Consider the following 24,334-nt stretch of genomic DNA (forward strand, 5'->3'; position numbering starts at 1 on the left):
TGGGGTAGCTCAGCTGGCGAGCTGGCGGCTGGCGGCCAGGCGTCGCCCGGCACTACGCGGGTTGCGTGGCAGGGCAAGCTGGTCCAGCACCTCAAGGGCACTCTGGTGCTCGTTGAAGGTATAGAGGTGCAGGCCGGGGGCACCGGCGTCGAGTGCAGCGTTAGCCAGATCCACGGTGGCGCGGACGCCAATACGCTGGCGTTCGGCGTCGCTGTCCGCAGCGGCCAGGCGCTCCAACAGTTCCGGGGCAGGTTCGACGCCGGTCAACTCGCCAAGGCGGGTGACCCTGCGAAGGCTGGTCAGCGGCATCACACCCGGAATGATCGGAATGGTGACCCCGGCACGCCGTGCCCGGCTGACGAGGTCGGCGTACTGCTCTGTACGGAAGAACACCTGGGTGATGGCAAAGTCCGCTCCGGAACGCTGCTTCGCCAGCAGCACCTCGACGTCGTGTGCCTCTGTGGGTGACTCCGGATGCCGGGTAGGGTACGCCGCCACGCCGATGGCGATCTTGCCGGCGCACAACAATGCTGAACGGCGCTGCTCCACCCGGCGGATCAGCTCGATCAGGTCCTGGGCGTACCGCAGCGAACCGGCAACCGGCTTCGCGCCGTCCCGGGGAAGGTCGCCACGAAGAGCCAGGATGCCACGAACGCCATGGTCCAACAGTTCGCCGATGATTTCTGCGAGTTCCTGCGGCGTGTTGCCGACACAGGTCAGGTGAGCCAACGGCCGCAGGGTGGTCTCAAGGAGCAACCGGTTAATAAGCTCGACGGCTGTGTCCCGGTTGGAGCCGCTGGCCCCATACGTCACGGAGACGTAATCCGGGTCGGTGCTTTCGAGCTCCCGGATGGTGTTCCAAAGATTTTCTGCTGCTGCAGGCGAGCGCGGCGGGAAGAGTTCGTAGGAGAGCGCAACGGGGGCTGTACCGCTGAGGTCGGGATGTGCGTCAATAAGGCTTGGTGGTGACATTTGCGTCCTTGGCTGGGGCACTGATCGTCTGTAACGGCCACCGTCAAAAGGCGGACGTCGCGGGAGTTTCAATGTGTTGAGTTTGGGATGCACGGAAGGAACTCCAACAGAGCGCAGTCGCGACGAGTACGCCTGAAATGAAGTTGGTCCGTGAGCAAATGTCAGGCCCACATGGGGGCACCCACACCCTCCTGATCGGAGGATCGCTGACACGTTACGTCGGTAACTTGTATTGAACTCTAGGAGAGGCGTCCGGTGCGAACAAGTCAGTTGTCGAATTAAGACGCACTTTTACGGCAAATGAAGCTCCAAAGCTGAACATTGTTCGCCGGATGACACGGTGAAAGGTGATGACGGCCGTGATGGGGATGCATAGGATCCCAGGAACGGCATCTGGGTCAGGTGCGGCCTTTGCCGGTACTGGCGTCATTCGGCAGCAGCAACACGGCCTCGCTGCGATGTGGGAGCGACTCGATCGGACCGCGATAGTCGGGTGACGGCCGGGTATGCCAAGCAGTATAGACATCGAAGGGGGAACCGTGATCGCAGCCCTGAATCAACTTGTCGAGTTCGTGGAGGATCATCTGACCGACGAGATTGACGTAACCAGGTTGGCAATCGGCCTTGGTACTACGGAATATCACCTCCGGCGGATGTTCTCATCGCTGGCCGGCATGCCTCTCTCCGAGTACATCCGGCGGCGTCGTATGGCCGTCGCCGCGGCAGACGTTCTCGGAGACGGTGACTTGTTGAGTATTTCGGTGCGGTACGGCTACGGCTCGACCGAGGCATTCGCACGGGCGTTCCGATCAGTGCATGGGGTCGGCCCCAGCGACATGCGCCGGCATCGGAGCCCCCTTCGTACGCAACCACAGCTCAGATTCAGCCTGACAGTCGAAGGGAACACCACATTGGACACTCGAATCGCAGATCGACCGGCATTCCGGCTCATCGGCCACTCGGCCCGTGTGCCGCTCATCCATCGCGGAATCAGCCCCCACATCCAAGCACACATCGCCGCACTGCCGGCCGCCGCGCACGCGCGGCTCAAGGAATTGAGCAACACTGTCCCGGCGGGACTGCTCCAGGTCAGTGCCGACGTCGACCCGGACTATACCGAAGGCAGCGAGCTGACCTACCTCCACGGCGTCGCCGTAGAAGCATCGACTCCGACGCCTGAGGGACTTGACGCGATCGAAGTTCCGGCCGGCACCTGGGCGGTGTTCCACACTGAGGGTGAGTACCCTGCAGTTCTCCAGGCGGCGTGGGCAGCCACAGCTGCCGACTGGTTTCCATCAAGCCCCTGGCGGCTGCGCCCCGGGCCCTCGATCGTGGCGGTACTTGACCGTGCCGCGGACTTCAGCACAGCCAACTGTGAGTTGTGGCTCCCGGTAGAACGCTCCTGATCGATCAGACGTAGTCAAGGACTAACCAGACCTGCCCTTCATGACGGCAAGGGTTGGCAGCGCGAAAAGGCCGGCCAACTCCCGGTCCGTATCTGCCAGGGCTGCCGTGTCGAAGGTGTTGGTGGTGACCATAAGTTCGTCGGCGCCGGTCGCCGCCAGCAACGAGCTGAGTCCCTGCGACACTTGTTCGGCGGTTCCATACACGGCCGCGCTCAGCGTCTCGGCGACGATGTCCCGTTGCCGGGAAGTCATCGACCGTTCCCTGATGGACTCCGCCGGTACAAGCGGCGGAAACTGCCCACGGGTGCGCGATTCAGCCATCGCCCAGGCCTCAGGCAGCAGCAAATCCTGCGCTTGCTCGAAAGACTCCGCCACGGCCACGTTCGTGGAAAGTATCACGTACGGTTCCGGGTAATACGTGGAGGGACGGAAGCTCCTGCGGTAACGCTCCAGCACGCCGCGGGCGCGTTCCGCGTTACGGGCGGAGAAAATCGGGCCACCAACAACAATGGCGAGACCGGCGTCGGCGGCGATGTCAGCACCTTTGCCGGTAGCCAGAACAAAAGGAGGGGTTGCACCGTCGTCGTAGGGCCGTGCAGTCATGATGGAGGTCCCGCTGAGGTAAGCCAGCAATTCCGCCAGGTCCGCTTCGAACCGGTCAGCGGCGTCCCGGTCCTGTCGGAGCGCAGCCCGAACCGCCGACGTGAAGCCCACCGAGCGTCCGATTCCGAGGTCGATCCGACCCGGAAAGAGTGCCTGCAGGGTGGCGATTTGCTCGGCTACGACCAACGGCTGATGGTTCGGGAGCATAACTCCGCCCGAACCAACACGGATTCGTTCGGTTTGTGCAGCCACCACAGCCATCAGCACCGTCGGCGCCGAACCGGCGATCCCTGGCACACCGTGGTGCTCAGCGACCCAGAACCGGTGATAGCCCAGCTGCTCGGCTTGTTTTGCCCGCCGCAGCGTGGCAGCAAGAGCATCTGCCGTAGCCCCCTCCCGGACATTGGCACGGTCCAGGATGGAGACGGGAATCGAAGGCAGCTGCATGCCAGTCATAACGTAGGTGGCAGAGTTTTTCATCCGGAGGCCTGACGCTCCTCCTCATGCGTCACCACGGTTTATCGACAGGGGGGCCTGTGTCTTCCAGATACTTCTGGCGGTCTTCGCTTTCAGTCCGGTCCTGAAGGGCGCGCCCTGCCATCTCCGTGAGCCGTTCCAGCTGGCTCTGCCGTCCGGCATCGGCGGGTTCAGGCTCTTCTTCCGGATCGGTGCCCGGGGGCTCTTCGGCTTCGGCACCTGCCCGGCTGCCGGCGTCGTCAAGCTTCTCCTGCAGCCGCTCCTGCGCCGCTGCCAGGTGTTTGCCTTCCCCTGCGTCATTAAAGCCCGGTGTGGCGTCGGCGCCTTCGGCAAAGCAACCTTCCGGAGCTCCCTGGGTAACGTCAAGGCCCTCCTGGAACAGAGTGGCCGCAGCAGTCTCCCCCGCTTCTGCGGCGGCATCCCCCAGCCGCTCGATGCTGAGGGTAAGGTTCACGCGGACGCGGCATTCGTCAGCGCCGGGACCGGCCGCCAGCGACTCCTCGAACCATAGCCTGGCTCCGGCGAAGTCCCCGGCCAGGACCAGCGCATCCCCTTCCGCGAAGGCCTGCTTGTGCGTCTCCAGGAAGTTCACCACGTCTAATCCTGCTGCGGCCCCGGCCACAGCCGCTGCGTCCCGGTTTTCAAACGCGTTGACGGACTGCGCACTGAGCAGGGCCACGCTGAGCAGCTTCGCCGCCAGCAGCAACGCGAGCAGGACCGGCAGGGCCGACCACAACAGCAACCTCCGTCGCCGGTCCAGCCGACGCCGGTCCGGCTCTGCCCCGTCCCGGGTCTCGGTCTCCTGTGTCATATCGTGTTCCCCCCGAGCTCCTTCAGCTTCCTCGCTGTCAGCGCGGTTTCCCTGACGGCGAGGACGAAAGCGCCGAAGGCAGGAATCCAGTACAGTTCCACGCGTCCGGGAACCGATTCTTCGTGTTGCGTTCCGGGTGCCGCAGCCACCCGCTGCAGCTGGTCCGGGCGCGCCGCAACCAGCATCTCCGACGCCGGGCTCCCCGCCTGCCGGTGCACCACCGGCACCCCCAGTTGGGTGGCGATTTCCTGCAGGGCAGGCAGATCAACCCGGGATATTGCGTCCATGGCGACTTCACCCGAGCGGTCCTGGATGTAGCCTCGAGGCTCCCCTGCGGTGTCGTCGTCGTAAAGCGGCAAGCCAGCGTATTCCAGCATCCGGCCACCGTCTTCAGTCCCGTAGCCCAACACTGCTCCACCATCCACCAGAGAGGAATCCACCTTCAGCGGGCCGGGTTTGTCCGCGCTGGTCTGTTCGCCATCGCCGAGGTAAAAGACGAAGCGCAGCCGCTCGGGATGGCTGTCCCGGCCGGCCTTCAACCGCTCCTCCAGGATGGGTCCGGCCGCAGTGATGCTGCTGCCGTTCGAATAATCAGTAACCTGGGGCGCCAGCACGGCCGCCAGCGTTTCCACTGCCCCGGTATCCGTGGTCAGCGGCATCCTGACGGCAGCGGCCGAATCAAAGGTGATCATGGAAAAGCGGGAACCAGCCAGTTCCGTGGCGAGCGCGGCGATGTCCTGTCGGACGCCGTCGAGCCTTGTCCCGTCTCCAAAGTCTTCTGCGGCAATGCTGCTGGACGTGTCCACCACAAGGTAGACGTCCACGTCCACTGCCGTAGCCTGGACCGTTCCTCCGCCTGTGCCCGGCCTGGCGGCCGCTACTGCCAGCAGGATCAGCATGGCACCGCGGAACAGCCACGTGCGCAGCTGCATCCTCCTGTCACCGGAGGCGGACGCGCGTACAAGAATTACGACGGCGGGAAACAGTGCCGCAAGCGTAACGGCAGCCAGTAGCCACCAAGGAAATACCGGAAGGAAGGTCACCGCTCGGCCCTCCACGCGAGGCCCACCAGCAACACGCCGCCGAACAGCGCGATTCCCAACGGCCAACCGGCCTGGTCATGGACGATGCGGCGGGGCGAACCCTGGACAGCTGCGGCCTCCCTTTCCTGGACCTGCCGCACGATCTCCGGTACCGCTTCACTGCTCTCCAGGCTGTAGTAGGCGCCGCCACTCCCCTCGGCCACGGCGCGCAGTTGCTTTCCGGGCTGGTCTGCCGCATCGCCGTAATCAAAATCGCCGGGGTTCAACGCGTAGATGCGGGCTTCCTTGTCCAATGCGAGTCCCGCCGCTTCCTCCAGCGTGAAAATCGGTTCGCCCGCCAGCATATTGTCTGTTGCGAACACCACCGACCGCGGCCGGGATCCGTCTTTGGGCCCCGGCAGGCCCTGCACGCATGATGCCAGGCCGTCGCCGATCAGGGACGAGCCGGGTCCCAACCACGTCCCGGAGAGGATGGCAGTACTGTCCGCCGTCCCCTCGAAGGCGGCCTGCGCCTGCTCCAGCTGGTCCAGCACCAGTTCATAGTCATCGGTGAGCGGAAACAATTGGGCCGCTGAACTGTCGAAAACCGTCAGGCCGATCCGTTCGCCATCGAACTCAGCCGCCAACTCCCGGAAGACTCCGAGCACGGCGGCGTCGGCGTCGCTCATTGACCCGGAGGCGTCCAGGCACAGCATGATGTCCCGGTTGCGTTGCTCCGGGCGGTCCGTCACGCTCTGGACCGGCCGGGCAGCGGCGACGGCGGCGGCCACCAGCACCATGACGCCGGCCACTGTCAGCAGCGCCAGAAGCATCCGGTAGCGGCGGACCGCGCTCTGGTAGGCGGGAAGGGCGGTCAGTCGTTGGGTGTGGGCTGCGGGCGTTCCGCGGGGGGCGCGGGCCCGGCGCTTCAGTGCCCACCACGCAGCTGTTGCAAGGAGCAGGGCGGCAGGCGGCAACAGCCACCAGTTGATCAGTTCCACGAGGCCACCACTGCCTTCGCGGCCGCCGCCGAGGCGTCGATGGACGGCAGCGGCTCCAATCCGAACTCCCCCGGATACAACTGTCCCAAGGCGTCGGCAAGCCCGGGCAGCGGATGGCGGGCGATCTCCTCCAGGGTCATTCGCGGCGCATCAACCCCGGAGGCATCCCTGACGTACTTACGAACGAGCAGGCTGAGCTCTTGGTGCGCCGTACGCAAGGGGATCCTTCCGCACCTTGCATCTTCGACCACGGCGTCCATCCGCTCCAGGTACGTGTCGCGGAGCATGGCGCCATCGGCCTGCGGCGTCAAGCGGGCGGTTTTTCCAGTGGTGGGCCTGCGCGTGGACATGAGCACATAGGCAAACCATGCGGCAACGAGGGCCAGCACCACCACACCTGACACGCCCCACCAGGAACCATAGGCCAGTGGACCGTAAAAGCCGTCGTTATCCTGCACGCCGGTGCCTTTCCAAAAGGGCGAACAGGGCAGGGATGACCTCGCCGCTGCTGCCAAATTCCCCTTCGGAAATCCCCACCCTGCGGAGCATGGCGCTCCGGTCCGCGTCCCTACGGATTGTCGAGTCCGAGTAGGCCTCTGCCACCTCGTGGGATTGGGCCAGGCGGCGGAGCAGCGGGGCGAGGCCATCCACGCTGAACATGGCGTCCCCGGCTGCGGAAACCAGTTCTGCGTCCCGGATGGTCAGCCACAGGATTTCATGCTGTGCCCGCAGGCGCCGGAGCACTTTCTCCAGGCCTGCATCCGCGGCGACCTCGTCCGCCACAACAAACAGCAGCATCCGCCGGCCGAAGGTGGAAGCGATGTATTCGAGTTGGTTCTGAAGCCTGCTCCGCGACGAGGTCAGCGAGGCGGTGTCCACGTCACGCAACAACCGTTCCAGGTGCGCTTCCCCGGACTTGGGCGGAAGGTGCCTGGATCCTTGGGAGTCTCCGGATACCAGCCCCACGGCATCGCCATGGTTGTGGGCCAAAAGGCCGATCACGCCGAGGGCCAGGACGGCAAGGTCTTTTTTGGTTTCCCCGCCGCGCGAGGCAGCCGCCATGTTGCGTCCGGTATCCGTGACCAGCAGGACGTTCTGTTTCCGCACCGCCACATAGCGCCGGATCAGGGGCGAGCCATGCCGCGCGGTGGCTTTCCAGTCGATGGCCCGGACATCGTCCCCCGGCACGTAGGCGCGGAGATCGTCGAAGTCCAGGCTGCTGCCCTTGAACACTGAACCGTATTCGCCGTCGAGCAGTCCACGGACCTTTCTATGGGCAAAGATAAACATCTTCGACTTAACGCGCTGCAGGAGGGCTGCCATGCGTCAGGGGGTCTGGACGGCGGCGACGATGGCGTCGATCACCGATTCCACCGGGACGCCCTCGGCCACGGCCTCGAACCCCAGGATCAGCCGGTGCCGGAGGACGCGGTGTGCCAGCGCCTTGACGTCTTCGGGGATCACGTGGTCCCTGCCGTGCAGCAGCGCCCGAGCACGGGCCGCCTGGCTGAAGGCGATGCTGGCACGCGGACTGGCACCGAACTCGATGAAACCCGCGAGCCGCTGGTCGATGTAGCTGCCGGCATTGCGGGTGACATACACCAGTCCGACAATGAAGTTGAGGATGGCCGGGTCCAGGTAGATCCGGCCCACCAGCTGCTGGACGCCGATCACGCTGTCGAGCGATGCCGCGGCCGCAGGCTTTTGGTCTTGGCTGAAGACGCCGGCATCGAGGCGACGGATAATTTCCATTTCCTCGACGGGGCTGGGGTAATCCAGCACGTCCTTGAGCATAAAGCGGTCCATCTGGGCTTCAGGCAGCTGGTAGGTGCCTTCCTGCTCGATGGGGTTTTGCGTAGCGAGCACCAGGAACGGTGACGGGAGTTTGTACTCCTGGCCGCCGATGGAGGTCTGCCTTTCCTGCATGGCCTCCAGCATGGCGCTCTGCGTCTTGGCGCTGGACCTGTTGATTTCGTCCAGCAGGACTATGTTGGCGTGCACCGGGCCCAGCCGGGTGACAAAAGTCCCCTTGCCGGCGTCGTAAATCTGCGTGCCCACAATGTCGCTGGGAAGGAGGTCGGGCGTGCACTGGATACGGCGGAAGTCAGCGCTCACCGCATCCGCGATGGTCTGCGCGGCGGTGGTCTTGGCCAGCCCGGGAACGCTTTCCAGCAGGATGTGGCCACCGGTCAGAAGGCCGATCAACAAGGTCTCGCGAAGCCTGGCCTGCCCTACCACCTTGGCTTCGAAGCTCCGGGAGATGTTAGCAACCACCTGCACAGCCCGGGCCATTTCAACGGCATCTATTCTGGCTGTCTCGCTGGTCAGTTGCACTGAATTAGCCCCTTGCTGCTGTCTGGGTGAGATGAGGTTCGCCACCGGCCATCCTATCCAAGCGGCCCGGCCTCCAAGGCCGCAATGGGGAGGCCTCCCCATTGCGGCCTTTGAGGACTACCCTGATGCCATGAAAGAGCTTCCCGCAAGTTACAGCGAATACCTCGCCAACCAGAGCGAGAGGGTCCAGGCGGCCATCCGACCGGTCCTGCAACAGTCGACAGCGGACCAGCTGCACGGCGTCCGGGTCACCTACAACATCGGCACCACGGGCCACCAGGCCCGCATTGACGAGACACTCCCCTACGGGGTTGTTTTCGAAGACATCGACTGACGCAGGGTTGCCGCGAGTCGCAGCGGAGCGTGTCAGGTTTCCAGCAGAAGCCGCTGGGCCCGCGGGGCCAGCGTGTGCTCCAGCACCAGGCAAGCGGCGCCTACAGCGCCTACGTCTTCGCCGACGCCGGAGCTCACCACCTCGACGTCATGGATCACGGCGGCGGCGCTGGCGTCATTGATGGCGTCCGCGATTGCGGCCAGGTAGCGTGCGGAAATGTGTGCCCAGAACGGCCCGCCGAACACCACGCGCTCCACATCCAGGGCATTCGCCACTACGGAAGCGGCCCGCGCCACCAGGACGGCTGAACGGTCCAAAATAGCTGCCGCTGCACTATTGCCGTCATCGGCCAGCTGGCACAGCCGGGCAAAGTTGTCCTGGATCTCTGCCGCGCTGAGGCCGTCCAACGGCCCGTCGAGAATCCCGGCAGCGGCAGCTTCTGCCACCAATGCCTGGGGTATGCAGGAGGACTTGACGCAACCCCGGAGGCCGCAGTCGCACTCCGGGCCGTCCGGGTCAACCATGATGTGGCCGATTTCACCGGCGTTCCCGGACGTGCCCCGGACTACCTCGTCGTTGAGGACCAGGCCGCAGCCGATGCCTGTTCCCATATACATAAAGATGAAGCTGCCGGCCCCGCTTGGTCCGCCGGCCCAGGTCTCTGCCACGGCGGCACTGGTGACGTCCTTGTCCACCAGCACCGGGTAGCCGGTGGCGTCGCGGAGCGCATCGCGCAGTTCCACCCGGTCCCATCCCGGCAGCAGCGGGGGGTTCACCAAAGTGCCCTGGTTCAAGTCGATGGGTCCCGGTGCTGCAACGCCAACACCTGCGATCCGGCTGCGGTCCACCCCGGAATCGGTGATCAGGGTCTCGATGGTGCTGGCGATCGTGGCGATCACCGCCGTCGGATTGGTGCCACCCGGCGTCGTAATCCTTGCATGCTGGACCACCTCGCCCACCAAGTCCAGGACAACGAAGGTGGTCACGGCGGGATCCAGGTGGACGCCGATCGCGTACTGGCCGCCAGGGTTTAGCCGCAGGATGGTGCGGGGCTTGCCCGGTCCGTTGCCTTCCTTGCCGGCCTCGACAATAAGGTGCTGGTCCAGGAGGCGCCGGGAAATATTGGAAATGGTCTGGGGTGACAGCCCGACGATCTGGGCCAGTTCCACGCGGCTGAGCCCCCCGGTGGAGCGGCGGATCGCATCGAGGATGACGGTGAGGTTGAAGTCGCCCATCCGCGGCAGGTTGGTGCCGCGCCTTGGCGATGGCTGGCGGGTCTCTCTCACGTTATCCCCTAAGCGGTTCGGTTAGTGTTTGAAATGGTACGTCACCGTTCTGTCCGGACGCTGAGCGCCACTGTGAATTTCGGGTTCCGGCCTGCCACACTCGTTTGGCCCACCGTGCGTTGCAGGGCGGGCAAATAGCCCAGGTGGCTGTTGAACACCGTCCACAACTCGCCCCCGGGCTTGAGTACCCGGCCCGCCGCCTCGATCAGTTTGAGCCCTGCACCGGAATGCACCGAGTTGCCCAGGTGGAAAGGCGGGTTCAGCAGCACCAGGCCCACGCTGGCGTCCGCCAGGGTGGACAGAGCGTCGTCCTGCAGGCCGTTGATCCGGCCTGCCAGCCCGTTCGCCTCAGCGGTGGCGCGCGCGGAGTCCACAGCGGCAGCGGACTGGTCCGTGGCGGTGACCTGCGCGGCTGGATTGTGCCGGGCATACATGGCGGCCAGGATTCCGGTGCCGCAGCCCAGGTCCACGGCATGGTCTGCCGCGGCCATCTGCGGGAGGAAGGTGAGTAGGAAGCGGGTGCCGATGTCCAGCCGGGTGCCGGCAAAAACCGCTCCCCTGGCAGCTATTGTCAGGTCCAGTTCCTGGTTGTACTCGCGCACCGGAAACCTGGGTTGGCCCTCCGGCCGCAATGGCCGGTCTGCAACGATCAACCGCGACTTCTGACGCGCCAGTTGTGGCTGGACGCGGCCGAAGTACCGCTCCAGGACAGCGTTCATACCCAGGCTCATATGCTTCACGCGGCCGCCCGCCAACAGCGTGACATCCGGCAGTGCCCAGCGCGCTACGGCTTCCGCAATTTCCTCAAGTTCAGCCAGCGTCTTGGGCAACTGAAGAAGTACGACGCCGGCGCCAGCCAGCAGCTCCTCCCCCAGCGGCAGCTGCCGCCAGCCGGTCAACCCCGCTGCCGCCGCGTTATGCTCAAGCGCGCGGATTCCGGTGGTGAGGTCCTGGTGGACTCGGACTTCGCTGAAGGCCTGATGTTCGGGATGTCCAAGCGCACCGAGGGTGAGCGCGCCGTAACGGTCGCCGATGACGGCAAGAACAGGACGCTTTGAAGCTCCCTGCACGGCAGGCAGCTCAAAGGCTGCCTCGAGCAGGAGCCGGTCGGTGGCATCCCAGGACTGCAGGTTCTCCGCTTCGATGTCCGGGAAACGGCGCAGTTGCTCAAACAGCGCCTCTATGGAATGGGAAGTCATGTCCTGGTCCCTTTCGACGTGCCTGCCAGTGCGGGCAGCCGGAGGATCGCGCTGACCGCGGCCCGGCCTGCCCGGTTGGCTCCGATCGTGGACGACGACGGACCGTAGCCCACCAGGTGCACGCGTGGCTCCGCAGCCACCTGGGTTCCGTTCATGGCGATGCCGCCGCCCGGTCCCCGGAGATGCAGTGGGGCGAGGTGCTCCAGTTCGGCCCGGAACCCGGTGGCCCACAAAATCACGTCGGCCTTGAGCAGGCTGCCGTCCGCCAGCCTGACGCCGTCGGGCTCGATGGCAGTGAACATTGGCTGCCTGTCCAAGGCACCGCGCTCTGCTGCTGCCCGCAGTGCAGGAGTCCATATCAGGCCGGTCACGGAGACGACGCTTTGCGGCGGAAGTCCCTGCCGTACGCGTTCTTCCACCAGGGCAACTGCGTCGTGGCCCGCCTGGGAATCAAATTCGCCATCGCGCCATACCGGCGGGCGGCGGGTGAACCAGCTCGTGGTGGTCACCTTGGAAATTTCTTCGAGGAGGCCGACTGCGGAAATGCCGCCGCCCACCACGATGACGTGCCGGCCACGGAACTCCTCAGCGGAGACGTAATCGGCAACGTGGAGCTGGCGTCCTTGGAAGCTTGATTGGCCGGGGTAGATTGGCCAGAACGGCCGGGTCCAGGTGCCGGTGGCATTAATGACGGCAGCGGCTGACCATAACCCTGCAGAAGTCTCGAGCAGCAGCTGGCCGGAAGGATCTTCATCGGCTCTGCTGACTTTTGCCACCTTTACCGGCCGCTGCACCGCCAATCTCAGCTCCTGTTCGTAGCCGCCGAAGTAGCGCGTGAGGAATTCGGAACTGGGTTCGCAGGGATCGATGTCGGGCTTGGGAATCCCCGGCAAGTCGCTGATGCCATTGACCGTAACCATGAGCAGACTCTTCCAGCGGTGCCGCCATGCACCTCCGGGTCCTTCCTCGGCGTCGAACACCACATAACTTCCGGTGTTGGCGGCGTCCCGGGCCGCGTCAGTACCCGCCGGGACAAGACCGCGGCGCTGCAGGTGGTAGGCGGCAGAAAGGCCGGCCTGGCCGGCGCCGATGACGACGACGCCGGCCTGCTGCGGTTCGGTGTTCAGCTGGACCTTCTTCGCTACTGGTAATTTGCGTTGCATGGGGCCACCGCCGGCCAGCTTGTGGGCGCGAGGGCTTAAGTCACCTGACAATGATAGTCGGGGCATCCTGCGGCTTCGCGGCTCAGGTTAGCAATAGCGGTGCTGGTTACAGCGCCGTTGCGGCCAAGGGGCACCGGTAGATTTCCCATCTCCGGGGAGGCAACAAAAAACACCCCGGTCCGCGGACCGGGGTGTGATCGGTGGAGCTGAGGGGACTCGAACCCCTGACCCCCTGCATGCCATGCAGGTGCGCTACCAGCTGCGCCACAGCCCCGAACACGTGCTCCCAAGCCAATCTTCGGCACCGGAAGCAACCCGTTTAGCTTAGTGCAGAATCCCGGCGGGACCTAATTGGCGGCCCGCTTCGTCGGACTACCGGGCGCCGGTAGTGATGGTCAGTGGCTTCACCGGTATCGCACATGAAACCCTCTCAAAGTTCGCTGCCGCTCCCGCCACCCTGTTGTTGGTGCCGGTGTCGTCGCACCAGTCGATTCCATAGGGCATGGCCGTCACTTGTGCCAACCCGGGGGCCGCCTGTGCGGCCACTTCAAAGGAGTAGCTGAATCCGCCGCCATCATTCATGTCCGTGGTGGCAGTATTCACTTCAGTGCCCGCCTGGTCAATGACGCTGATCTGGATCAGGGCGTCCTTACCGTAGCGGGGATTGCAGTCCACATCAACGGCGGCAACAGTCACCGTCTCCCCCGGCATGGCGCTCTCCGGGCTGACCGAATAGTCCGGCGGCATGCAGGGCGGCTCTTTCCCGAAAGTGTTGGAGCAGCCGCCAGCGGCAAGCGCCAGCGCAGTCACGGCAACGGCCAGGGAACTGCGACGGATGCGGACTAAGGTCATGCCCCATGGTCCATCGGCGGGGCGCCGCCATGCAATGGCCCAACGGAAATACCCCGAAATCTACCAAGTCTCGCCAGGTTGCCGCTCACCGACCGGCCGTCACTGCGGCGGGTGCGGCAGGCTACGGCCCCTGCATAACGACTCACCTGGCTGACGCCAGCTCGCTCAATCGCTGCTGTGTCTCGAGGAGTTCGACGTGCCTGGCTTTGAGGCGCCTGGCAATGGAATCCAGCTCTGCACGCAGTGCCGGGCACATCTCCAGCAAAACGCCGTGATCGCCGGAGCGCGCACAGTCGAGGTACCGCTGAATCGTTGCGGTTCCCAAACCGGCGGAGATCATCGCCCTGATCTGCGCTACGCGGGTGACGTCCGGCTCGGAGTAGACCCGGTACCCGCTGCTGTTACGGACCGGGGCCAATAGTCCTTGCTCCTCGTAGTGACGCAGCGCGCGGGCGCTTAACCCGGTCAACGTGGCGAGTTCGCTGATCAGCACCGTTGATTCCTCCTCGTTTATTGACCTTCACGCTACCGTGAAGCCATATTGTCCTGTGCATGGCAACCGACACAACGCGGCAGCGCGCTTCAATCATCCATGGCTATGCCGCAACCCCCGAAGACCACTGGTTCGGCTGGCTGGCCCGGCAACTTCGAGCCGATGGCATCCCGAGCACAGTTCCGGCCCTTCCAAACCCGCAAAACCCGGACACCGGGCAGTGGATGGACGCCATGCGCCGCAACCTGGGTACGCCGGACGAGCACTCAATAATTGTCGCGCACAGCCTGGGCTGCCTTACCGTGCTGCGCTGTTTGCGCTCCTTGCCGGGCCAGTGGCGCCTTGGAACCCTGGTACTGGTCGCCGGCTTCGTCGACCCCCTGCCTGCACTCCCGGAGCTAAACGGCTACATCGGACAGGGCTGTGACACGAAGGGACTCAGTACCCACATCAGTCGTCTCACAATTATCCGGTCAGACGAGGACCCCTATGTACCGGCTGGCCATACCGAGCACCTTGCCGACCTCCTCGGAATACCCGCCCTGGTAGTCCCGGGAGCGGGCCATTTCCTTGCCTCTGATGGCGTCACTTCGTTGCCCGAGGTTCTTGAAGGGATCAGGTCGAAGCGGCCCTGACGGGAACGAAAAATGCCCCGCCATCAGGCGGGGCATTCTTGCATAAGAGCTATTCTGGTGGAGCTGAGGGGACTCGAACCCCTGACCCCCTGCATGCCATGCAGGTGCGCTACCAGCTGCGCCACAGCCCCGGAAAATGCCGGATATTGAACCGGATTCCTCCGGAGCAACTCGAATATCTTAGAACAGCATTTCCGAAAATTCCAAATCCGGAATATTGCCCGGTTAGCGGCCTGTTTAGAGGGAGTCCCCGGACGTTGCAGGCCTGGCGGATGCATCGCCAGCAAGCTGCAGGTCCACCACGGGGCAGTCCTTCCAGAGCCGCTCCAGCGCGTAGAAGACGCGATCTTCCTCATGCTGGACGTGGATGATGATGTCTGAGTAATCGAGCAGGACCCAGCGCCCGCCCGACCTGCCCTCACGGCGGACCGGCTGGCGGTTCAGCTTGCTAAGCTCCTCCTCGATGCCGTCAACGATGGCATTGACCTGGCGCTCACTGGGGGCAGAGGCGATCACGAAGATATCGGTCAGGGCCATCCGCTCGCTGACATCCAGCGCCACGATGTCCTGGGCGATTTTGTCTGCTGCCGCCCTGGCTGCGTGGCGGGCTAATTCTACGGATGAATCGATTGCAGTCACGGGACTCCTTGTTGGTTTTCTAAAGCTAAGAATGTGCAGAAACGACGCTTTAGCGCGTCATACCGCTGATGATGAGAACGAGTCCTGCAACAAGTGCCAGGGCACCAAACGCAAGGACTCCGTATTGGATGTACTTCATCCGCTGTGCGCGGGCCAGTCCAGCCGTGGCGGCGTCCAGCGGCTCCAGCCCGTAGGCGCTACTGGCAGCGATGGGCGCCTGCTCCTCGAAGAATTGCGCGGCAGGCAGTTCAGGCTCGGGACGGGAAGCTGACGGGGCCTGGGCTGCGGGGCGGCGATCCGCGGCCCGTGCGGCAGCCTCCGCACGGGCAATAACCCAGGAACGTCCGCTGGAAGTTTCCGCCCTGCTGACATCCGACGGCGCCAGCTTGGGCCGGGATTGGGTCACCACCGGAACGAACGAGGTAGCCGGAGGCTTCATCACTGGCCGCTCCACGCCAGGAACCTGGACAAACTCCAGCGGCGTAACCATTCCGAGATTGCTGGCTTCAGCAGGATCGGAACGGCCCGGGGTTGCGGAATTCGGATCCGCCAGGGGCTGCTGGTCAACCTTCCTGCGGTTGATGACAGCAGCCCGCTCAGCCAGGGCCAACTGCTCCTTCAGGATCTCCGGATCCACAGTTTCCGGACCCGCCGCGGAAGACTGTTCCAGCCGCGCCAGGTGGCTTTTTGCCTGCTCCGCAAGGTCTGAACGGGCGGCGAGGGCTTGCTCCACGGTCATTCCGCTGGCGTCTGGCTGTGGCTCCCGGCCGGGAGCACGCACTACCGGTATTGCCGACGTCGAACTTTGTTCCTGCAACTGGCGCAGACGCATCTGACGGCGCGTAGGCGGCCCGGTGCTGAGCTCCAGGTCTTCCCTGTCCTGCTGTTCCTTCATGGCGCGAAGGGCAGCCCTGTCGCGCGCACGGACCTGCGAGGAGCGCTCCCCTCCACGCTCCGGAACGGAGTCCGCGGGGTTGGCGGAAACCCGGCGGACCCGATCCGTACGCGGCGGCGGCGCTTGCTGCTGCCTTGCTGTCAGGCCGGATTCCGGCGCGGCCTCGGCACGGGCCTGCCGCAGTTCGCGACGGCTCCGCAGTGGTGGCTGTTCCTGACTCATAACAAACTCATTCAGTACTGGCGGATTCGGCGGACGTTTCTGGCTGCTGGTCAATCGCGGATTTCCCACCCGCATACAGCCCATACTTTGCGATGTACTGCACCACCCCGTCCGGTACCAGATACCAGACAGGGTTGTTCTCTGCGACGCGTGCCCGGCAGTCCGAGGAGGAGATGGCCATGGCCGGGACCTCCAGGAGACTGACGTCCTTGCGTCCCATCCCGTCCAACACGTGGCCGGGACGGGTCACTCCCACAAAGTGCGCCAGCGACCACAGCTCGTCGATGTCCTTCCAGGACAGGATCTGCGCCAAAGCATCGGCACCGGTGATGAAGAAGAGGTCCGCATCCGGGCGCTGGCTCCTGAGGTCCCGCAGGGTATCGATGGTGTATGTCGGACCCGGACGGTCGACATCGACCCGACTCACCGTGAAGCGGGGATTCGATGCCGTGGCGATCACCGTCATGAGGTACCGGTGCTCAACGGAGCTAACCCGTTTGTGCGACTTCTGCCAGGGCTGCCCTGTGGGAACGAAAACTACCTCATCCAGGCCGAACTTTGCCGCCACCTCACTGGCGGCAACGAGGTGCCCGTGGTGGATGGGATCGAAGGTCCCACCCATCACGCCCAGCCTCAGCCGGCCCGTTCCATTGCCTTTGGGAAGCACTATGGGAACGTTCAGTGTCCCTGGCCGTGATCGTGCTTGTTGGGGTGCTGGCGGTGCGGGTCCGCGTGCTCCTCAACGGCTGCGTGACGGTTCCCGAGGTTGGAATAGGACCAGGTGATGAACAGGAGGACCAGCAGGAAGGCGAACATGACCAGACCAAAGACCAGCGGATCCGCCCACAACGGCGCCAATTCCTCGTGTTCGGCCTCGCTTGCGGCGGCAACGGTCATGGCGATCTGCTCGAGCAGCATGTTCTCCCCTAATGTTCAAGGAATTTTGACGGCGGATGATTCAGCCGTTCCGGACTTCTGTACTATGTTACTCCCCACCGGCTCCCAACCCTCGCTCCGCTCAGGTCGGGCCCCTCGCCGGCGTGGGCCCCCAACCGGCTCCCAACCGGCTCCCGCTGCTACCCGCGGACCTGGCCTTCGCCCTGCACGATCCACTTGGTGGTGGTCAACTCGGTCAGGCCCATGGGACCACGGGCGTGAAGCTTCTGGGTCGAGATGCCCACCTCGGCACCCAGGCCAAGTTCGCCGCCGTCGGTAAAACGCGTGGAGGCGTTGACGATGACAGCAGCGGAATCAACTTCGGCAATAAAGCGCTCGGCGTTGGCGAGATTGTTCGTCACAATGGCTTCCGTGTGGCCAGTGGACCACGTGCGAATGTGCTTCACGGCATCGTCAAGGCTGTCCACCATGGCTACGGCAAGGTCCAGGTCCATGTACTCGGTGCCCCAGTCGGTGTCCGTGGCGTCCTCTGCAGTCACGCCGTCGGGTAGGTTCTCACGGATCCTCTGGTCAACGTGCAGCCTGACGCCGGCCCTGGCAAGCGCCTTTGCGACGGCGGGAAGCACCGTTGACCCGGAGTGCACCAGCAGCGTCTCCACGGTGTTGCAGACGCTGGGCCGCTGGGTCTTGGCGTTCAGAAGGATGTCAACAGCCATGTCCTCGTTCGCGGACTCGTCCAGGAAGATATGGACGTTGCCTTCGCCGGTCTCGATGACGGGGACAGCGGAATTGGTGACGACGGTCTGGATCAGTTCGCGGCCACCGCGGGGAATCAGGACATCGACCCTGCCGCGGGCCCGCATGAGGACGTTGGCGCCGTCGCGGCCATACTGGTCGATGGTCTGCACAGCATCGGCAGGAAGGCCAACGGAATCCAGCGCGCCACGGAGCACATGGACAAGGGCTTCATTTGTGGCGGCGGCAGCGCTGCCGCCCCGCAATATCACGGCGTTGCCGCTCTTGAGTGCCAAGCCGGCGATATCCACGGTTACGTTGGGGCGGGCCTCATAGATGGCTGCCACCACACCCATGGGCACGTTGACCTGGCGCAGGCGAAGGCCATTGGGAAGGGTCTGGCCGCGCACCACATTGCCTACGGGATCGGGCAGGTTGGCAAGGTTCTCCAGGGCAGCGACGAGCCCGTCAATCCGTGCATCACTCAGGGTCAGGCGGTCCAGCAAGGCCACGGACGTGCCGTTGGCCTTGCCGGCACGGACGTCCTGGGCATTTGCAGCGAGGATGGACGCCTTGTTCTCCACGAGCGCCTTGCCTATGGCCCGGAGTGCACGGTCCTTCCACGCCCGGTTGGCACGGGACATGGGACGCGATGCCTTACGGGCACGATCCGCCACGGCATGGACTGCCGCCTCAACGCCGGCAGCATCCATCGGCGTGCTTTCCGGGGCAGCTGCGGCGTTCGCGACGGCACCATCAGCAATGGAGGCGTCGGCAATGGCAGCCTTGGAATCGGCAGCATCGGATTTGGCAGCGTTGTGGTCGGTCAATGCCTCAGTCATGGTTCAAGTTTAGCGAGCCTCACGCCTAGAGGAGCACCAGGTCGTCAACATGAACAACTTCGCGATCGTAACCACGCCCCAGGGTCTTGCCCAGATCCCTCGTGGACCGGCCCAGCATCTGCGGGAGTTCGCCGGCAGAGTAGTTCACCAGGCCCCGGGCTATGACAGTACCGTCCGGTCCCGCCATCTCCACGGCGTCCCCGGCTTCAAAGTCCCCGGTTACCCCGGAAATGCCAGCCGGCAGCAACGAAGTGTGGCGGTCCCGCACGGCCCTGACGGCGCCGGCGTCGAGCAGCAGGCGCCCATGGATCGACGCCAGGTGGGCCAGCCAGAGAAGCCGCACAGGCTTCCTGGCGCCATTCACGGTGAACCAGGTGCCGACGTCCTCCCCTGCCAGCGCCTTGGCGGCGTTGGCCGTGGAGGTCACCAACGCGTGAATACCCGAGCCGGCGGCGATCGTGGCGGCCTCGACCTTGGTCATCATGCCGCCGGTCCCGACTCCTGCCCTTCCGGCCGCGCCAATGGAGACACCTTCCAGGTGCTGGGGTCCGGCAACCAGCGGGATCCTGCTGGCACCCTTTGACGGCGGACCGTCGTACAGGGCATCGACGTCGGAGAGCAGCACCAGGGCATCAGCGCGTACCAGGTGGGCTACGAGGGCAGCAAGGCGGTCGTTGTCGCCGAAACGGATCTCGTGGGTGGCGACGGTGTCGTTCTCGTTAACCACTGGAACCACGCCAAGGTTCAGGAGCCGGTCCAGGGCGCGGAGCGCGTTGGTGTGCTGGCTGCGGCGCATCAGGTCATCTGCCGTCAGCAGGACCTGGCTGACTGTCACGCCATGCGCCCCGAAGGCGTGCGTGTAGCGCGCCATCAGAAGCCCCTGCCCCACGCTGGCCGCGGCCTGCTGCGTGGCAAGGTCGCGCGGCCGCTTGGCAAGGCCCAACGGGGCCAGTCCCGCGGCGATGGCGCCCGAGGACACCAGGATGATCTCGGTGCCGCTGTTCCGCTTGGCGGCGAGGGCATCGGCCAGCGCCGTGAGCGCTTCTTCGGAGATGCCGCCCTTGATGCTGGTCAGGGACGACGAACCGACCTTGACCACAATCCGGCGCGCACTGGCCAGCACACTGCGGTCAATTGCTGCGGGCTGGCTGGCCAGGGCGGGGCTAGGCATCGTCTTCCGAGGCCAGTCCGCTCTCTCGGAGCGGCTGATTGGCGGACCGGCGCTTACTGACCGATTCGGTCCAAATGCCCGCTTTGCGTTCGGTCTCGAGTTCGGCGCGCGCGGCGGCCTTCGCGTCCTTACGCTCCTGCTGTTCCTCGCGCTTCTGGCCACGCGTGGGGCGATCGCCGATGTCGGCGAAGCGGATGTCCGTGCCCCGAGGCGAGGCGGCAAGGAGTTCCGCACCGCCCATCATGGTCGGCTCCCAGTCGAAGACGACGCCGTCATCCTCACCGATGACCACGGCATCGCCTGGCTTGGCACCCTGCTTGAAGAGTTCGTTTTCGACGCCGAGCTTGGCCAGCCTGTCAGCGAGGTAGCCAATGGCTTCCTCATTGGTGAAGTCGGTCTGCTTAACCCAGCGGACAGGCTTTTCACCGATCACGCGGAACAGCGGTTCCAGGTTCTGCTCTTCGCGGCGGATGCGGAATCCCGCAGCATTGACGGCACGCGGACGCAGCACCTGCGGCTGGACCTTGGGCGGTGCGGCTGCCAGGTTCTCGCGGGCCGCCTTGACAATCTCTGCCATCGCGAAGCCGAGCTGGCGGAGGCCCTCATGGCTGGTGGCCGAGACTTCAAAGACGCGGTAGCCGCGCGCTTCCAGGTCCGGGCGGACAAATCCGGCCATGTCGCGGCCGTCCGGAAGATCCACCTTGTTCAGGGCTACCAGCCGGGGGCGCTGGTTCAGGGGAACCACTTCGCCGTCCGTGCCGGCGTAGCTCATGTCAACGGCGTACTTCTCAAGCTCTGCTTCGATGATGGCGAGGTCCGCAAGCGGATCGCGGTCAGATTCCAGCGTGCCGCAGTCAAGGACGTGCACCAAGGCGGCGCAGCGCTCAACGTGACGGAGGAAGTTGTGCCCCAGTCCCTTGCCTTCGCTTGCGCCCTCAATCAGTCCGGGAACGTCCGCGATGGTGAAGCGGACCTCGCCGGCCTGCACAACACCGAGGTTGGGGATGAGCGTGGTGAACGGGTAGTCGGCAATCTTGGGGCGGGCTGCAGACATGGCAGCGACCAGGCTGGACTTTCCGGCCGACGGGAAGCCCACCAGGGCGATGTCCGCAATGGACTTCAGTTCCAGGATGATGTCACTGGACTCGCCTTCGATGCCCAGCAGCGCGAAGCCGGGAGCACGACGCTTCTGGGAAGACAGGGCAGCGTTGCCCAGTCCGCCGATGCCGCCGGCAGCAGCAACATACTCCATGCCGGGGCTGACCAGGTCCGCCAAAACGGTGCCGTCCTTGGCCTTGACCACAGTGCCTTCGGGGACGGGGAGGATGAGGGTTTCACCGTTCTTGCCGCCGCGCCAGTCGCCCATGCCCGGCCCGCCGTTGGTGGCGTGACGGTGGGGTGCGTGGTGGTAGTCAAGCAGCGTGGTGGTCTGGGGGTCCACGCGCAGGATGACATCGCCGCCGTTGCCCCCATTGCCGCCGTCGGGACCGCCCAGCGGCTTGAACTTTTCACGGTGTACAGAGACGCACCCATGGCCGCCGGTACCGCCGGATACGTGCAGTACTACCCGGTCTACAAAGCTGGCCACGTGGATCTCCTCTTGCTGTTTCCGGACGTCAGGAACGTCAAGATGATTGTAATGCGGTTAAAAGAACAGTGGAGCGGACCAATGGTCCGCTCCACCGCAACAGATCTGGTTGTTACTCTGCAGCTGCAGCAGCAACGATGTTAACAACGCGGCGACCGCGGCGGGTACCGAATTCAACGGCTCCCGGGGTCAGTGCGAACAGGGTGTCGTCGCCGCCACGGCCTACGCCTGCACCCGGGTGGAAGTGGGTGCCGCGCTGGCGGACGATGATCTCGCCTGCGGAAACGACCTGGCCGCCGAAGCGCTTCACGCCGAGGTACTGGGCGTTGGAGTCACGACCGTTGCGAGTGGAGCTCGCGCCTTTTTTATGTGCCATTTGATATGCCTGCCTTAGGAATTCTGGGAATCTGAGGGGAAACCTGAACGAGTAACCGAAGTTACTTGATGCCGGTGATCTTGACCTTGGTCAGTTCCTGACGGTGACCCTGGCGCTTCTTGTAACCGGTCTTGTTCTTGAACTTCTGGATGACGATCTTGGGACCACGGAGGTCTTCCAGGATCTCAGCCGTAACAGTCACCTTGGCCAGGTCCGCGGCAGCGGAAGTGACCTTGTCACCGTCCACCAGAAGCAGCGCGGGCAGCGAAATAGTGCTGCCGGCTCCACCGGGGACGCGGTTCATGGTAACGAAGTCTCCAACGGAAACCTTCTCTTGGCGGCCACCTGCGCGGACAATCGCGTACACTGGGGAACTCACTTCTCTCGACGTCATTACTAAATTTGCGTGCGGAACCTGGACTCAAAATGGTCGGTTCCCGCTGTGCCTCAACGCCGTGGATTCCCCGGGGGGACCCGTGAGCTATTACCTGGACTTGCCGATTGGCTGGTCCGGGGAGTCATAACCCAAGTGTTGGCGTAAGCACCGAAGATCCAGTTTACGCTAAATCTGGCTCCGGCCGCAAATGAGGCTGGTTCCGGGCTATACCGTACAAGTCGCTAAGCAATCACTGAGCAATACTGGACGAACATTCGGAACCTAACTATCTTACCCGTACGCACAGGACAATGTCCGCCAGGCTCAGGCAAACCGGCGCGGCGCGTCGAAGAAATCCACCTCGAACCGGCAGGACTGGGTAAAGGCAGCCAGCATGGCCGAGCGGTCGGCCGCAGATCCGTTCCTTCCCGCAGCGTCGGCGATGGCGATCGCCTGCCGGGTGGCTTCGGCGAAAGCTTCGTCCGCGTAGGTACGGAGCCAGTCTGCGTACGGATGCCCCACCGGTGAATCGGCCGCCAGGAACTGACCGTGGAGTCGCTCCCCCACTTCCGCATACAACCAGAAGCACGGCAGTACCGCTGCAACCAGGACCCCGTAGCTGCCCTCGGAGGAGGCCGCCAAAAGATGATCGACGTAGCTTTTGGTCACCGGTCCCTGGCCCGTGGGTGACGGGCGGCCAGCCAGCCAGGTCCTGTGCAGCTCCGATTCGACCTCAAGGCAGCTCAACGCCGAGCGCGCCCAGAACATTTGCTCCGCCTCGGTGGGTGCCAATGCGCTTGCCCGCGCCAACACCCTCGAGTAGCCGTTCAGGTACAAGGAGTCCTGGCTCAGGTAATACGCGAAGTGCTTCTCGGTCAGGCCACCGGACGCCAGTTCCCGGATGAAGTCCAGTGCGTAGATATCGTCCAGGTAAGGCTCCGCTTCACGCCGGAGCAGGTCTAAGAAACTGCCAGGCAGGTCAGTCCCCGTGCCGTCCGTACCCGCAGGGACAAGGTGGTGGAAGTGATGGACGGGGCCCTTTCCACTTCCGACGGCGAGGCTGCCGCCCCCTGCCAACGCGCCTTCCAGCCAGGGCTTGACCACCGCCAGCGCTTCCTCCCAGTTGCCGAGCCTCGCCATCACGGTGGCCATGGCGGAGGACAGCGAGCAACCCGTGCCGTGGCTGTTATTGGTGGCAATGCGGCGCCCCTGAAACTCCACGACCTCCGAGGACAGCAGCCCCGCACTGCTGACGAGGGCATCCGGGCAGGTACCGCCGTCGAGGTGTCCGCCCTTGACCAGGACCGTGGCACCGCTGACCTTGGATAGGCGTTTACCCTGCTCCAGTGCGCCCGCCCAGTCCGGTGCGGGCTCCTCCCCCAGGAGAATTGCCAGTTCCGGAAGGTTGGGCGTGATGAGGTCCGCAAGCGGCAGCAGCCTGATCAGCGCTTGCTCGGCCTGTTCCTTGAGCAGCCGGTCCCCGCTGGTGGCGACCATGACAGGATCCAGGACCACGACGGCGGGACGCACCTTCCGCAACCAGTCCCCGACCACCGTGATCACTTCTTCCTCACCCAGCATGCCGATCTTGACGGCATCAACAGTGATGTCCTCGCTGATGGCGTCCAACTGCTGCGCCAGGAAGGAGGCCGGCGGAACGTGGATGCCCCGGACGCCGCGCGTGTTCTGTGCCGTGAGTGCCGTGATGACGGCCATGCCGTAACCGCCACTGGCCGCGATGCTCTTCAGGTCAGCCTGGATCCCGGCGCCGCCGGATGGATCCGAACCCGCGATGGACAACACCCGGGGAATCGAATGCTTTGAGGGCTGGATGAACGTGCCATTGCTGGCTGTGCTGGTTGACGTTGCAGGCAGTACGAATGACGAAGTCACGTGGACATCCCTTCGCCGGTGCTAACCGGACAGGTTCAACGGGTCTTATCTCAGCCGGCTCCGATGCCTGGCACCCCGTGTCAGTACTACAGCCTAACGCAGACGAAAAAGG

General features: G+C 64.4%; 26 protein-coding genes, 2 tRNA genes and 1 riboswitch. Of the genes, 3 read left to right on the plus strand and 25 right to left on the minus strand.

Features of this window, described 5'->3' with window-relative positions:
- Nucleotides 1-9: 9 nt before the first annotated feature.
- On the minus strand, nt 10-972 hold the full coding sequence (locus tag ACWA13_RS10045) for a methylenetetrahydrofolate reductase (protein WP_463933725.1): 963 nt from the start codon (nt 970-972) through the stop codon (nt 10-12).
- A 506-nt stretch (nt 973-1,478) separates the two neighbouring features.
- Here ACWA13_RS10045 and ACWA13_RS10050 point away from each other — a divergent pair.
- On the plus strand, nt 1,479-2,378 hold the full coding sequence (locus tag ACWA13_RS10050) for a GyrI-like domain-containing protein (protein ID WP_463933727.1): 900 nt from the start codon (nt 1,479-1,481) through the stop codon (nt 2,376-2,378).
- 21 nt (nt 2,379-2,399) lie between these two features.
- Here ACWA13_RS10050 and ACWA13_RS10055 read toward each other — a convergent pair whose 3' ends face one another.
- From ACWA13_RS10055 to ACWA13_RS10085, 7 genes are all read right to left on the minus strand, one after another.
- Nucleotides 2,400-3,461: an MsnO8 family LLM class oxidoreductase gene (locus tag ACWA13_RS10055; RefSeq protein WP_463933729.1), complete on the minus strand. Its 1,062-nt coding sequence runs from the start codon at nt 3,459-3,461 to the stop codon at nt 2,400-2,402.
- A 28-nt stretch (nt 3,462-3,489) separates the two neighbouring features.
- Complete coding sequence (locus ACWA13_RS10060) at nt 3,490-4,269, minus strand: hypothetical protein (RefSeq protein ID WP_463933731.1); 780 nt, start codon at nt 4,267-4,269, stop codon at nt 3,490-3,492.
- Entirely contained in the window at nt 4,266-5,201 is a 936-nt protein-coding gene (locus tag ACWA13_RS10065; protein WP_463933733.1) for a vWA domain-containing protein, read from the minus strand. The genes ACWA13_RS10060 and ACWA13_RS10065 overlap by 4 nt, the downstream gene beginning before the upstream one ends.
- A gap of 107 nt (nt 5,202-5,308) precedes the next feature.
- A complete protein-coding gene (locus tag ACWA13_RS10070) occupies nt 5,309-6,292 on the minus strand; it encodes a vWA domain-containing protein (RefSeq protein WP_463933735.1) in 984 nt (327 codons plus the stop codon).
- A complete protein-coding gene (locus ACWA13_RS10075; RefSeq protein WP_463933737.1) occupies nt 6,283-6,750 on the minus strand; it encodes a hypothetical protein in 468 nt (155 codons plus the stop codon). Before ACWA13_RS10075 ends, ACWA13_RS10070 begins: the two co-directional genes overlap by 10 nt.
- The gene (locus ACWA13_RS10080) at nt 6,740-7,615 is read right to left on the minus strand and encodes a DUF58 domain-containing protein (protein ID WP_463933739.1); all 876 of its coding nucleotides are present in this window, start codon (nt 7,613-7,615) and stop codon (nt 6,740-6,742) included. Before ACWA13_RS10080 ends, ACWA13_RS10075 begins: the two co-directional genes overlap by 11 nt.
- Nucleotides 7,616-7,618: 3 nt before the next feature.
- Nucleotides 7,619-8,584 (minus strand): AAA family ATPase, encoded by a 966-nt coding sequence (locus ACWA13_RS10085; protein WP_463937903.1) that lies wholly within the window; start codon nt 8,582-8,584, stop codon nt 7,619-7,621.
- Between the two features lie 172 nt (nt 8,585-8,756).
- On the opposite strand from ACWA13_RS10085, the gene ACWA13_RS10090 reads away from it, so the two are divergent.
- Nucleotides 8,757-8,960: a hypothetical protein gene (locus ACWA13_RS10090; RefSeq protein ID WP_463933741.1), complete on the plus strand. Its 204-nt coding sequence runs from the start codon at nt 8,757-8,759 to the stop codon at nt 8,958-8,960.
- 32 nt (nt 8,961-8,992) lie between these two features.
- Here the strand turns inward: ACWA13_RS10090 and ACWA13_RS10095 are convergent, their stop codons facing one another.
- The 6 genes from ACWA13_RS10095 to ACWA13_RS10120 form a co-directional block, all read right to left on the minus strand.
- Nucleotides 8,993-10,195: an ROK family transcriptional regulator gene (locus ACWA13_RS10095; protein WP_463937904.1), complete on the minus strand. Its 1,203-nt coding sequence runs from the start codon at nt 10,193-10,195 to the stop codon at nt 8,993-8,995.
- A gap of 92 nt (nt 10,196-10,287) precedes the next feature.
- Entirely contained in the window at nt 10,288-11,445 is a 1,158-nt protein-coding gene (locus ACWA13_RS10100; protein WP_463933743.1) for a class I SAM-dependent methyltransferase, read from the minus strand.
- Entirely contained in the window at nt 11,442-12,608 is a 1,167-nt protein-coding gene (locus ACWA13_RS10105; protein WP_463933745.1) for an NAD(P)-binding domain-containing protein, read from the minus strand. Before ACWA13_RS10105 ends, ACWA13_RS10100 begins: the two co-directional genes overlap by 4 nt.
- A gap of 201 nt (nt 12,609-12,809) precedes the next feature.
- A tRNA-Ala gene (locus tag ACWA13_RS10110) sits at nt 12,810-12,882 on the minus strand.
- A 98-nt stretch (nt 12,883-12,980) separates the two neighbouring features.
- Complete coding sequence (locus ACWA13_RS10115; protein ID WP_463933747.1) at nt 12,981-13,460, minus strand: hypothetical protein; 480 nt, start codon at nt 13,458-13,460, stop codon at nt 12,981-12,983.
- 142 nt (nt 13,461-13,602) lie between these two features.
- A complete protein-coding gene (locus ACWA13_RS10120) occupies nt 13,603-13,953 on the minus strand; it encodes a MerR family transcriptional regulator (RefSeq protein WP_463933749.1) in 351 nt (116 codons plus the stop codon).
- A 59-nt stretch (nt 13,954-14,012) separates the two neighbouring features.
- On the opposite strand from ACWA13_RS10120, the gene ACWA13_RS10125 reads away from it, so the two are divergent.
- A complete protein-coding gene (locus tag ACWA13_RS10125) occupies nt 14,013-14,588 on the plus strand; it encodes an RBBP9/YdeN family alpha/beta hydrolase (protein WP_463933751.1) in 576 nt (191 codons plus the stop codon).
- 55 nt (nt 14,589-14,643) lie between these two features.
- On the opposite strand, the gene ACWA13_RS10130 is transcribed toward ACWA13_RS10125, so the two are convergent.
- From ACWA13_RS10130 to ACWA13_RS10180, 11 genes are all read right to left on the minus strand, one after another.
- Nucleotides 14,644-14,719 (minus strand) — tRNA-Ala (locus tag ACWA13_RS10130).
- Between the two features lie 106 nt (nt 14,720-14,825).
- Complete coding sequence (rsfS, locus tag ACWA13_RS10135) at nt 14,826-15,227, minus strand: ribosome silencing factor (RefSeq protein ID WP_463933753.1); 402 nt, start codon at nt 15,225-15,227, stop codon at nt 14,826-14,828.
- A 49-nt stretch (nt 15,228-15,276) separates the two neighbouring features.
- On the minus strand, nt 15,277-16,344 hold the full coding sequence (locus ACWA13_RS10140) for a hypothetical protein (RefSeq protein ID WP_463933755.1): 1,068 nt from the start codon (nt 16,342-16,344) through the stop codon (nt 15,277-15,279).
- Nucleotides 16,345-16,351: 7 nt separating this feature from the next.
- Entirely contained in the window at nt 16,352-17,011 is a 660-nt protein-coding gene (gene nadD / locus ACWA13_RS10145; protein WP_463933756.1) for a nicotinate-nucleotide adenylyltransferase, read from the minus strand.
- Nucleotides 17,012-17,022: 11 nt separating this feature from the next.
- Nucleotides 17,023-17,262, minus strand: coding sequence for a hypothetical protein (locus ACWA13_RS10150; protein WP_463933758.1), 240 nt, complete (start codon nt 17,260-17,262; stop codon nt 17,023-17,025).
- Between the two features lie 158 nt (nt 17,263-17,420).
- The gene (locus tag ACWA13_RS10155) at nt 17,421-18,818 is read right to left on the minus strand and encodes a glutamate-5-semialdehyde dehydrogenase (protein WP_463933759.1); all 1,398 of its coding nucleotides are present in this window, start codon (nt 18,816-18,818) and stop codon (nt 17,421-17,423) included.
- Nucleotides 18,819-18,843: 25 nt separating this feature from the next.
- Entirely contained in the window at nt 18,844-19,989 is a 1,146-nt protein-coding gene (gene proB, locus ACWA13_RS10160; protein ID WP_463933761.1) for a glutamate 5-kinase, read from the minus strand.
- Nucleotides 19,982-21,577, minus strand: coding sequence for a GTPase ObgE (obgE, locus tag ACWA13_RS10165; protein WP_463933763.1), 1,596 nt, complete (start codon nt 21,575-21,577; stop codon nt 19,982-19,984). Before obgE ends, proB begins: the two co-directional genes overlap by 8 nt.
- A 112-nt stretch (nt 21,578-21,689) precedes the next feature.
- Entirely contained in the window at nt 21,690-21,953 is a 264-nt protein-coding gene (rpmA, locus tag ACWA13_RS10170; protein ID WP_009372867.1) for a 50S ribosomal protein L27, read from the minus strand.
- Nucleotides 21,954-22,014: 61 nt separating this feature from the next.
- Nucleotides 22,015-22,320, minus strand: coding sequence for a 50S ribosomal protein L21 (rplU, locus tag ACWA13_RS10175; protein ID WP_463937905.1), 306 nt, complete (start codon nt 22,318-22,320; stop codon nt 22,015-22,017).
- A 333-nt stretch (nt 22,321-22,653) separates the two neighbouring features.
- Nucleotides 22,654-24,222, minus strand: a complete 1,569-nt coding sequence (locus tag ACWA13_RS10180) for a bifunctional hydroxymethylpyrimidine kinase/phosphomethylpyrimidine kinase (protein ID WP_463933765.1) — start codon at nt 24,220-24,222, stop codon at nt 22,654-22,656.
- Nucleotides 24,213-24,310: riboswitch (TPP riboswitch) on the minus strand. Its footprint overlaps the gene before it by 10 nt.
- Nucleotides 24,311-24,334: the final 24 nt, after the last annotated feature.

The sequence above is a fragment of the Pseudarthrobacter sp. TRD_SC_9 genome (genome assembly GCF_055361265.1).

What these genes read in the sequence shown, in the direction of transcription:
- ACWA13_RS10045 (WP_463933725.1), bottom strand. Translation starts at nt 972, where the DNA reads ATGTCACCACCAAGCCTTATTGACGCACATCCCGACCTCAGCGGTACA.
- ACWA13_RS10050 (WP_463933727.1), top strand. Translation starts at nt 1,479, where the DNA reads ATGCCAAGCAGTATAGACATCGAAGGGGGAACCGTGATCGCAGCCCTG.
- ACWA13_RS10055 (WP_463933729.1), bottom strand. Translation starts at nt 3,461, where the DNA reads ATGAAAAACTCTGCCACCTACGTTATGACTGGCATGCAGCTGCCTTCG.
- ACWA13_RS10060 (WP_463933731.1), bottom strand. Translation starts at nt 4,269, where the DNA reads ATGACACAGGAGACCGAGACCCGGGACGGGGCAGAGCCGGACCGGCGT.
- ACWA13_RS10065 (WP_463933733.1), bottom strand. Translation starts at nt 5,201, where the DNA reads ATGCAGCTGCGCACGTGGCTGTTCCGCGGTGCCATGCTGATCCTGCTG.
- ACWA13_RS10080 (WP_463933739.1), bottom strand. Translation starts at nt 7,615, where the DNA reads ATGGCAGCCCTCCTGCAGCGCGTTAAGTCGAAGATGTTTATCTTTGCC.
- ACWA13_RS10085 (WP_463937903.1), bottom strand. Translation starts at nt 8,584, where the DNA reads ATGGCCCGGGCTGTGCAGGTGGTTGCTAACATCTCCCGGAGCTTCGAA.
- ACWA13_RS10090 (WP_463933741.1), top strand. Translation starts at nt 8,757, where the DNA reads ATGAAAGAGCTTCCCGCAAGTTACAGCGAATACCTCGCCAACCAGAGC.
- ACWA13_RS10095 (WP_463937904.1), bottom strand. Translation starts at nt 10,195, where the DNA reads ATGGGCGACTTCAACCTCACCGTCATCCTCGATGCGATCCGCCGCTCC.
- ACWA13_RS10100 (WP_463933743.1), bottom strand. Translation starts at nt 11,445, where the DNA reads ATGACTTCCCATTCCATAGAGGCGCTGTTTGAGCAACTGCGCCGTTTC.
- ACWA13_RS10105 (WP_463933745.1), bottom strand. Translation starts at nt 12,608, where the DNA reads ATGCAACGCAAATTACCAGTAGCGAAGAAGGTCCAGCTGAACACCGAA.
- ACWA13_RS10115 (WP_463933747.1), bottom strand. Translation starts at nt 13,460, where the DNA reads ATGACCTTAGTCCGCATCCGTCGCAGTTCCCTGGCCGTTGCCGTGACT.
- ACWA13_RS10125 (WP_463933751.1), top strand. Translation starts at nt 14,013, where the DNA reads ATGGCAACCGACACAACGCGGCAGCGCGCTTCAATCATCCATGGCTAT.
- ACWA13_RS10140 (WP_463933755.1), bottom strand. Translation starts at nt 16,344, where the DNA reads ATGAGTCAGGAACAGCCACCACTGCGGAGCCGTCGCGAACTGCGGCAG.
- ACWA13_RS10150 (WP_463933758.1), bottom strand. Translation starts at nt 17,262, where the DNA reads ATGCTGCTCGAGCAGATCGCCATGACCGTTGCCGCCGCAAGCGAGGCC.
- ACWA13_RS10155 (WP_463933759.1), bottom strand. Translation starts at nt 18,818, where the DNA reads ATGACTGAGGCATTGACCGACCACAACGCTGCCAAATCCGATGCTGCC.
- proB (WP_463933761.1), bottom strand. Translation starts at nt 19,989, where the DNA reads ATGCCTAGCCCCGCCCTGGCCAGCCAGCCCGCAGCAATTGACCGCAGT.
- rpmA (WP_009372867.1), bottom strand. Translation starts at nt 21,953, where the DNA reads ATGGCACATAAAAAAGGCGCGAGCTCCACTCGCAACGGTCGTGACTCC.